The 923-nt window shown below is 71.3% G+C and carries 1 protein-coding gene; it reads right to left on the reverse strand.

Going from position 1 to position 923, the window contains the following annotated elements; genetic code table 11:
* Positions 1 to 2: 2 nt before the first annotated feature.
* On the reverse strand, positions 3 to 923 hold a 921-nt coding region (locus tag IR170_RS19210; protein WP_227489672.1), incomplete at its 5' end, for a methyl-accepting chemotaxis protein.

Raw genomic sequence — 923 nt, forward strand, 5'->3', positions numbered from 1 at the left:
CCTCAGACCTGGAAGCGGGCCACGAGGGCCTTGAGCTCGGTGGCCATGGTGGCCAGGGCGGTGGCGGACTCGAGGGTGTTGTGGGCGCCGTGGCGGGTGTCGTCGGCGGCGGAGGCGACTTGGGCGATGTCGTCGGCGATGCCGTTGGCGCCGCCGGCGGCTTCGGTGACGGAGCGGGCGATCTCGTTGGTGGTGGCGGTCTGTTCCTCCACGGCGGAGGCGATGGTGGTCTGGATGTCGTTGATGCGTCCGATGACCTCGGAGATCTCGGCGATGGCGGTGACGGCGCCGGTGGTGTCGCCTTGGATGGCCTCGATCTTGCGGCCGATGTCCTCGGTGGCGCGGGCGGTCTCCTTGGCGAGTTCCTTGACCTCGTTGGCCACGACGGCGAAGCCCTTGCCGGCGTCGCCGGCGCGGGCGGCTTCGATGGTGGCGTTGAGGGCGAGGAGGTTGGTCTGTTGGGCGATGGAGGTGATGACCTTGATGACTTGGCCGATCTCGGCGGAGGACTCGCCGAGGGAGGCGACGGTGCCTTGGGCGGAGGAGGCGACGGTGACGGCGCCGGTGGCGACGGTGGCGGCTTCGGTGGCGTTCTGGGCGATCTCGCGGATGGAGGCGGTCATCTCTTCTGCGGCGGAGGCGACGGTCTGGATGGAGGCGGAGACCTCGCCGGCGGAGCCGGTGGCCGAGGCGGCGCGGTCGGAGGTGAGGGTGGCGCCGTCGCCCATGCCTTGGGAGAGGATGGTGAGTTGTTCGGCGGCGATGGCGAGGGAGTCGGCGGTGCGGCCGATGGCGATCATGGAGTCGCGTTGGGCGGTGAGCAGGGTGGAGAGGCCGGCGGCGAGCTGGCCGATGGCGTCGGTGCCGGTGAGGGTGACCTCGCGGGTCAGGTCGCCGGCGGAGGCGGCGCGCACGACCTCGAG

Source organism: Nocardioides kribbensis, assembly GCF_015070375.1.
In the GTDB taxonomy this organism is placed as follows: domain Bacteria; phylum Actinomycetota; class Actinomycetes; order Propionibacteriales; family Nocardioidaceae; genus Nocardioides; species Nocardioides kribbensis.